At 63.6% G+C, this 7,334-nt stretch carries 8 protein-coding genes; 2 read left to right on the top strand and 6 right to left on the bottom strand.

From position 1 onward, the window contains the following. The first annotated feature begins 84 nt into the window (after positions 1 to 84). Positions 85 to 1,011 carry a DMT family transporter gene (locus A3722_RS01125; RefSeq protein WP_067626548.1) on the top strand — a complete coding sequence of 309 codons (927 nt, stop codon included), beginning with the start codon at positions 85 to 87 and terminating at the stop codon, positions 1,009 to 1,011. Here A3722_RS01125 and A3722_RS01120 read toward each other — a convergent pair. After that, complete coding sequence (locus A3722_RS01120; protein WP_236627308.1) at positions 947 to 1,642, bottom strand: thiamine diphosphokinase; 696 nt, start codon at positions 1,640 to 1,642, stop codon at positions 947 to 949. The two genes, A3722_RS01125 and A3722_RS01120, sit on opposite strands and share 65 nt — an antisense overlap. 53 nt (positions 1,643 to 1,695) lie before the next feature. On the opposite strand from A3722_RS01120, the gene A3722_RS01115 reads away from it, so the two are divergent. Further along, on the top strand, positions 1,696 to 3,900 hold the full coding sequence (locus A3722_RS01115; protein ID WP_236627307.1) for a hypothetical protein: 2,205 nt from the start codon (positions 1,696 to 1,698) through the stop codon (positions 3,898 to 3,900). A gap of 59 nt (positions 3,901 to 3,959) precedes the next feature. Here the strand turns inward: A3722_RS01115 and A3722_RS01110 are convergent, their stop codons facing one another. The 5 genes from A3722_RS01110 to nthA form a co-directional block, all read right to left on the bottom strand. Further along, on the bottom strand, positions 3,960 to 4,187 hold the full coding sequence (locus A3722_RS01110) for a DUF2842 domain-containing protein (protein ID WP_067626583.1): 228 nt from the start codon (positions 4,185 to 4,187) through the stop codon (positions 3,960 to 3,962). A 4-nt stretch (positions 4,188 to 4,191) separates the two neighbouring features. Then, the gene (locus tag A3722_RS01105; RefSeq protein WP_067626585.1) at positions 4,192 to 5,487 is read right to left on the bottom strand and encodes an adenylosuccinate synthase; all 1,296 of its coding nucleotides are present in this window, start codon (positions 5,485 to 5,487) and stop codon (positions 4,192 to 4,194) included. Positions 5,488 to 5,577: 90 nt separating this feature from the next. Further along, entirely contained in the window at positions 5,578 to 5,904 is a 327-nt protein-coding gene (locus A3722_RS01100) for a nitrile hydratase accessory protein (RefSeq protein WP_082849306.1), read from the bottom strand. Next, positions 5,901 to 6,575: a nitrile hydratase subunit beta gene (nthB, locus tag A3722_RS01095; protein ID WP_067626589.1), complete on the bottom strand. Its 675-nt coding sequence runs from the start codon at positions 6,573 to 6,575 to the stop codon at positions 5,901 to 5,903. The genes A3722_RS01100 and nthB overlap by 4 nt, the downstream gene beginning before the upstream one ends. Further along, the gene (gene nthA / locus A3722_RS01090) at positions 6,572 to 7,189 is read right to left on the bottom strand and encodes a nitrile hydratase subunit alpha (protein ID WP_082849308.1); all 618 of its coding nucleotides are present in this window, start codon (positions 7,187 to 7,189) and stop codon (positions 6,572 to 6,574) included. Before nthA ends, nthB begins: the two co-directional genes overlap by 4 nt. Positions 7,190 to 7,334: the final 145 nt, after the last annotated feature.

The following is a 7,334-nucleotide window of genomic DNA, read 5'->3' as shown; positions in this document are numbered from 1 at the left end:
CTGTCTTAATCTCCTCCCTTGAAGCTGGTGGGGCAGGGCGTCATACCTGCNNCATTGAACACAAACCTTCCTTAGCGTAACGCAATGCAACAGGATCGGCCCCTTATCGGAATAGCCCTGATGATGGGCTTCTGCATCGTAGCGCCCGTGGGCGATGCGGTGGCCAAGCTACTGGGCGCTTCGGTCCCCTTGGGACAGGTGGTGCTGCTCCGCTTCGCCCTTCAGGCGCTGATCCTGATCCCGATCGTGTGGTACTCTGGCCGCGTCTGGCACATGCGCGGGCGGGTGTTTCGGCTGACCCTTCTGCGCACCCTGCTGCATATGGCGGGCATTGCCGCCATGTTCACCGCGTTGAAATACCTGCCCCTCGCCGATGCCGTTGCCATTGCTTTCGTCATGCCATTTTTCATGTTGCTGCTCGGCAAACTCATCTTAAAGGAAGAGGTCGGCCCAAGACGTTTGGGCGCGAGCATCGTTGGGTTTCTCGGTACGCTTCTCATCGTGCAGCCGAGTTTTGTGAACGTCGGCTGGCCCGCGCTGCTGCCGATCGTCGTGGCGGTCGTCTTTTCTTTCTTCATGCTGGTCACCCGTCAGATCGCCAAGGAGACGGACCCGATCAGCCTGCAAGCGGTGAGCGGGGTGATGGCTGTCGTGATGATCCTGCCGTTGCTGGCGCTCGGCGCCATCACGGAGTTCGCGCCTTTGCAGATCATACAACCCGATGCCTTCGACTGGACCCTGCTGCTCGGCATCGGGGTTCTCGGTACGATCGCGCATCTGCTGATGACATGGTCCTTGCGCTTTGCCCCATCGGCCACATTGGCGCCGATGCAATATCTTGAAATCCCCTTCGCCACGCTGCTTGGTTTGCTCATCTTCTCCGACCTGCCCAATCCGCTCGCAGGTTTGGGCATTCTGATCAGCGTCAGCGCGGGTCTCTACGTGATCATGCGCGAGCGGGCCACTGCGCGTGATCTGGCCGCAGCAGTTGCGCCGCCAGTGGCGCCATAAGACGACGTGGCAGGATCAGCAGCATATCGGGGCCGTCCATCTCAAGCGCGACGGGCCCCAAAGCGCGGTTCGACGTGCCAACTCGGCCACCAGGCGCAAAATCCAGCCCGTCAATCGGCCATTCCAATCCACGGCTGCGCCCCGTCACCGGCGCCAATGGCATGAGAGAGACCACATCCCCCGCCTCCGTCGGTAGGGTGATGCGCGGCGGCGCGAGCAGCACGATCTCATGCGCGCCCAACAAGATGCAGGGCCGAGCCGGATAGGTGGCGAGCGTATTAAAGGCCGCAAGCTGATGGTCCAACCGCGCCCCGGTAAAACCAACCCCCAGCACCAGCGGCGCGTCGATCCGGGTCAGCGCCTTGTCGAAATCCGTGCTCTCTTGCTGGGCGATCCGGTGACACCGCTCTGATGGGATCCGTGCCAACACCTCTGCCGGGGCGGAATCGAAATCGCCGATGACCGCCGCCAATTCCACCCCTGCCGCCAGAGCCAGCGCGGCGCCACTGTCGGCCGCAACGCAGGTGGGTGCCAGCGCCAGTGCAGCGCCGATGTCTCCTTCAAAGACCTCTCCGCCGCCGAGCAGCGTGACTGGTTTGTGGTCCCGCACGATATGGTCTGAAGTGGTCAATTAGTGCCCCTTTTGGAAATCTGCCTTAATCTTGCCTTGAAATCATACGTTGAATGGCACAGATTCGAGCCGCTTTGGTCTTGGACATCGTGGTAAACGATACCTGCAACACCGCAGAGGACGAGCATCCGATGATGAACAGCAACAAAATCTTGACGGTCTCCTATGGCACTTTTTCGTGTACGCTGGAAGGCTTCGATGATTCCTTCGGCACCATGAAGGCCATTGCCGAGTATTTCCGCGATCTGGCCTCGGATGACCGTTACTTCGGTGCCGAGCCACCACAACCGGATGCTGAGATGCTCACCCGGATCGCGCAGCGCGAAGTCTCCCGCCGGGTGCAAGCCCGTGAGCAGGAAGGCAAGATCGTGCTGAGTGCGCTGGAGAACCAAAGCGCCGAGGCTCCGGCCCAAGCGCCCCCGGCAGCAGCAGCCCCCGCCGCAGCCGCTCCGGCTCAGGCCAAAACCGCAGCGCCGCAAGCGCCCGCCGCGGCAGAGCCTGCGCCTGTGCAAGAAGAAACGCCAGCCCCCCTTAAGGCTGAGATCGCCGACACCGCCGCCGTGGAAGCCACAGCAGCAGCCGAACCTCAGATCGCAAAGGCCGTTGAAAAAGCCGAGCCCGCCCCTGCCGCCGAGTCTGCACCGGCAGCCGAAGCAGAGGAAGAAGACACCAGCGACGCCGAGGCGTTCTTTGCCGCCAGCCCGCAGCCGCAGTCCCACTACGAGGATGAAGCGCAGGCCGCCAGCGTCGAAGAGATCCCCGCCGCAAGCGCCGCCCCCGCCGACAGCATCGCCGCCAAATTGCAGCGCATCCGCGCCGTGGTCGCCCAGCAGGACGAGGATGAGGCCGCAAGCTACGACGAGGAAGAAGCAGCCGCGCCCCAAGTGGCCCGTGCCACCGCCGAAACGCAGGTCGAATCCGAAGAGAGCCAAGCCGCCATCGACGCCGCACGTCGCGACATCGAAGATGCGCTGGACGCCGATGAAGCCACAGAGATGGCGCAAGACGAAGCGGAAGAGGACGACGACGATCTCGCTGACATCCTCAACCGTCTTGAGGCCGAAGAAGAAGACGAAGCAGAAGTCGCCGAGACGGATGAGAGCCTGTTCGACGCAGAGGACGAAGAGGAACCTAAAGCCGAAGCCGCACTGGAGATCGACGCCGCCGACCTGCCCCGCAAAGGGCGCGTGATCAAGGTCAAACGCGCAGATCTCGAAGCCGCCGTGGCCCGGGGCGATCTGGAAGAAGTCTCTGACCCGGCACCGCAAGATGCACCCGCCGCGCAAGCCGAGGAAGCGCGCAACTCTTCACTGTCGCCCGAGGATGAAGACGAACTGGCCCGCGAATTGGCCGCGTTGGAGGCTGAACTTGGCGCGTCCACCCCGCCAGAGGCCGAGGAAACGCCCGCCCCCGCGGTCGAGATGACCGAGCCGGAAGCCGCGCCTGTTGAAGACGAACCCGCAGTCGAAGAGCCCGAAGAGGTTAAAGCCGCAGAGCAGGAACCAGCAGAGGTTGAAGCCGCAGCGGAACCGATCGAAGAGCAAGCCGAGCCTGCGCAAGCGGCCCGTCACAGCCTGCCCACCATCGACGATGAGACCGGCCCCGACATGTCGCGTCTGATGGCGGAAACCGACAGCAAGATGGACGAGGCCGAAAGCACCACGCGCCGCGATGCCTTTGCCCATCTTCGCGCCGCCGTCGCCGCGAAGAAAGCCGATGAGGCGATGGGTGGCCGCGCCACCACCGCGACCTCGGATGACGCCTACCGCGAAGACTTGGCCGATGTGGTCCGTCCGCGCCGCCCCGTGAGCCGTTCGGCCCGGACCGAGCGGCCAAAGGCCGACGCCCGTTCTGCTCCGCTGAAACTGGTAGCCGAGCAGCGCATCGACGTCGACAAGCTGCGCAACGCGGGCCCCGTGCGTCCGCGCCGGGTGGCCGCCGTGGTCGAGCCGGTCAAAACCAACCCCGACGCCGAAAGCTTTGCCGATTTCGCCGCCGACATGGGCGCTACCAAGCTGCCCGAACTGCTTGAGGCGGCGGCGTCTTACATGTCCTTTGTCGAGGGGCGCGACCAATTCTCGCGCCCGCAGTTGATGGGCAAGGTCCGCTCGATCGGGCTGCCGGACTTCACCCGCGAAGACGGACTACGCTCCTTCGGTCAACTGCTGCGCGCAGGCAAGATCGAGAAGATCAAAGGCGGGCGGTTCACCGTCTCCGATGAGATTGGCTACCGCCCCGATCACCGCGCCGTGGGTTAAACCCCCGACCAAAGTGCAGATACGAAAAAGCGCCCCGCGGGGCGCTTTTTTATTGCGTGTTACTGGTCGTCGTCCGCGTCCGGGTCCGCCTGTCCGATGCCTTTAAAGACAAATTTGAACGGCAGCGCCCAGACGATGCCAAGGGCAACATAGATGCCAAGCTCAAGCAGCACCGGCGGGCGGTCGAATTGGGCCACCGTCCAGACCGCCACCGCGATATAGCTTGGCAGCCCGATCAGCAGGATCACCAGCGCCCAACGGCGACGTGCTTTGTAGCTCAGCGCCATCAGATCAGTCCGCGAAAGGGTCGGTCACCAGAATGGTGTCCTCCCGCTCTGGCGAGGTGGAGACGAGTGCGACGGGGCATTGGATCAACTCTTCGACCCGGCGCACATATTTGATCGCATTGGCGGGCAGATCGGCCCAACTGCGCGCGCCTTCGGTCGATTCGGACCAGCCCGGCAGTTCTTCGTAGATCGGCACGCAACGGGCCTGCTGTTCGGCGGCGGTCGGCAGATAGTCGAGCCGCTCACCGTCCAGATCATAGCCGACGCAGACCTTCAGCGTCTCGAACCCATCAAGCACGTCAAGCTTGGTCAGGCAGATGCCGGTGATGCCCGAGGTGGCGCAGGTCTGGCGCAGCAGGGCCGCGTCGAACCAGCCGCAGCGGCGCTTGCGCCCGGTGGTGGTGCCGAACTCATGGCCCCGCTCACCCAAACGTTGGCCGTCTGCGTCTTCCAACTCTGTCGGGAACGGGCCTTCGCCGACGCGGGTGGTATAGGCTTTGACGATGCCCAGCACATAGTCGATGGCGGTGGGGCCAAGGCCCACGCCGGTCGCCGCCTGCCCCGCGATCACGTTCGACGACGTGACAAAGGGATAGGTGCCAAAGTCGATGTCGAGCAGAGCGCCCTGCGCCCCTTCAAAGAGGATGCGTTTGCCCGCTTTGCGTTTCTCGGCCAGCACTTTCCAAACGGGTGCGGCGAAAGGCAGAATTTTCGGAGCGATTTCTTGCAGTTGCGCGATCAGCGCATCACGGTCGATAGCTTCAACGCCCAAGCCCTTGCGCAGCGGGTCGTGGTGCTGCAGCGCACGGTCAACGCGGGCTTCCAAGGTCGCGGGGTCGGCCAGATCGGCAACGCGGATGGCGCGGCGGCCAACTTTGTCTTCGTAACAGGGGCCGATGCCACGACCGGTGGTGCCGATCTTGGTGCCCTTGCTGGCCGCTTCTTCGCGGGCGCGGTCCAATTCGCCGTGGAACGGCAGGATCAACGGCGTGTTTTCCGCGATCATCAGGTTCTCGGGGTTGATCTCAACGCCCTGCCCTTCGATCGTTTCGATCTCTTTCAGCAGGTGCCACGGGTCCAGCACCACGCCGTTGCCGATGACAGACAGCTTGCCACCGCGCACCACGCCCGAAGGCAGCGCGTGCAGCTTATAAACCTTGCCGTCGATGACCAGAGTGTGGCCCGCGTTATGCCCGCCTTGAAAGCGCGCGATCACATCGGCGCGTTCGCTGAGCCAGTCAACGATCTTGCCTTTTCCCTCGTCACCCCATTGGGCGCCGACAACGACGACATTGGCCATGATATATTCCTTTGCGATGTCCCGCGCCCGTATAGCGACAGTGGCAGGCGTGTGAAACTCGAAAAACGCGCTGAGCGCCAGCGAGGGGGTTTAGAGGTTTCCTGCCGCCTTCAAACGCACCGGATCGCCATGTGGCGTGCTGAGATAGGCGGCCTCCCACCTGTCGCGCAGGCTGCGCAGATCACCGGGGCGGGCATGGCCTGCGTCGATCAGCAGGGTTTCGAGGGTTTCCAGCCAAGCGTTGAAGTAGTCCTCTCCGCCGTTCAACTCTCGCCTTAGCCCATGCCGTGCCAAAGTCGCGCCAAAGCGGTCGGCCCAAAAGGGCCAATCGAAAAGACCACTCTCGTTCAGATGCACCGTCAGCGCGAAGAGATGCGCGTGCCATGGCGCCTCAAAGACGGGTTCCGGGGCGTTCATGGGGCCTCCAGATAGCTTTGCCATAGGTCGAGCACGACCTCATCGCGGGGGTGTTCGGGATGCGCCCAAAGCTCAGAGGCCGGAAAGGCTACGGCATAAAGCGGCTCGGGGGCTTCGCCCAGATCATGGGCGTTGCTGTCGGGTAAGACATGCGCGCCATGCAGCCGCAGCACCCGGCCCTTCGCGCCCGCGGCATAGGCAGGCAACCGAGTGTGGCCGCCGGGAACGATGGTGTTTTCAGGCCGCTTGCGGGTGACGACCGCATCACCGGGCGCAAAGATTGCCGCGATGTCAGAGGGGCGATCCGCCGGGCCGCCACGGGCCAGCACCCCAGCCACCTGCGGCGCCTTTAGCGCTTTTTCCGCCAGCGGGCTGGGCGCAGGATCGGCCTTGCCCGCCAGTTCCTCACGGCTGACCACCCCGCGGGCGACCAACATATCAGCCACCCCGGCGAGCCACTTCTCGTAATAGCTGAACCGCATGTAATCGGTGGGGGCGAGACATTCGCGGGCATGGCGCGACACGTCGATGTTCCATTTGCCTAAGGTGCCGGTGGCCAAGGTCAGCGCCAGCGCGCGGCGGTGCCACTCGGCGTGAAAAATCGCATCTTCGGCCTCGGGTGTGACCGGGCCATCGCCGAAACGCCCGCCCATATCATGCACGCGGGTCATGGGGCTTTGGCCAATCCGGTGCCGATCATACTGTCGCGGGTGACAAGGTCGGCCAGCGCCGCGACATCCAAGCCCTCGCTTCCCGCCGGGCGCTGCGGGATCACCAGATAGCGCACCTCGGCTGTTGAATCCCAGACCCGTACGGCGGTGTCTGCGGGCAGGTCCACCCCGAATTCCGCCAGCACCTTGCGCGGTTCGCGCACCACGCGGGCGCGGTAGGCGTCGGATTTATACCAACCCGGCGGAATGCCCAGAAGCGGCCAAGGGTAGCAGGAGCACAGCGTGCAGACGACGATATTATGCACCTCATCCGTATTCTCGACCGCGACCATATGCTCGCCCTGCCGCCCGAAGAACCCCATCTCGGCCACCACGGCGGTCGCATCCTTGAGCAGCGCCGCGCGGAAATCACGATCGCTCCACGCGCGGGCGACGACCTCAGCCCCGTTGCGCGGGCCGATGCGGTTCTCATAGGTGTCGATGATCTCATCCAATGCGGCGGGGTCAATCAGCCCCTTGGCGGTCAGCAGCGTTTCCAGCGCCTTGACCCTGAGCGCAGGCTCGGGCGGCAGCAGGGCATGGGAGTGGTCGTGGTCTGAATGATCATGAGGCATGGCGGCAGACTGCCCCAGAGGGGATCGGCTGTCCATCGCCGATCAGAGCCAATTCCTTCATTTCTCTGCAAAGAAAATGGGCGAATTTGCCCGCATTTCATGCTATAGTATTCCTACGAAGCGAGTCTGCACCACCTTAATTCCA

The sequence above is a fragment of the Sulfitobacter sp. HI0027 genome (genome assembly GCF_001634775.1).
In the GTDB taxonomy this organism is placed as follows: domain Bacteria; phylum Pseudomonadota; class Alphaproteobacteria; order Rhodobacterales; family Rhodobacteraceae; genus Sulfitobacter.
Note: the sequence above shows the minus strand (reverse complement) of the source record. Positions and strands in the feature narration are given on the sequence as shown.

Excerpts from the sequence above, each read along its gene's own strand:
- A3722_RS01100 (WP_082849306.1), bottom strand. The coding sequence starts at position 5,904 with ATGAACGCCCCGGAACCCGTCTTTGAGGCGCCATGGCACGCGCATCTC.
- A3722_RS01110 (WP_067626583.1), bottom strand. The coding sequence starts at position 4,187 with ATGGCGCTGAGCTACAAAGCACGTCGCCGTTGGGCGCTGGTGATCCTG.
- nthA (WP_082849308.1), bottom strand. The coding sequence starts at position 7,189 with ATGCCTCATGATCATTCAGACCACGACCACTCCCATGCCCTGCTGCCG.
- A3722_RS01105 (WP_067626585.1), bottom strand. The coding sequence starts at position 5,487 with ATGGCCAATGTCGTCGTTGTCGGCGCCCAATGGGGTGACGAGGGAAAA.
- A3722_RS01115 (WP_236627307.1), top strand. The coding sequence starts at position 1,696 with ATGGCACAGATTCGAGCCGCTTTGGTCTTGGACATCGTGGTAAACGAT.
- A3722_RS01125 (WP_067626548.1), top strand. The coding sequence starts at position 85 with ATGCAACAGGATCGGCCCCTTATCGGAATAGCCCTGATGATGGGCTTC.
- nthB (WP_067626589.1), bottom strand. The coding sequence starts at position 6,575 with ATGACCCGCGTGCATGATATGGGCGGGCGTTTCGGCGATGGCCCGGTC.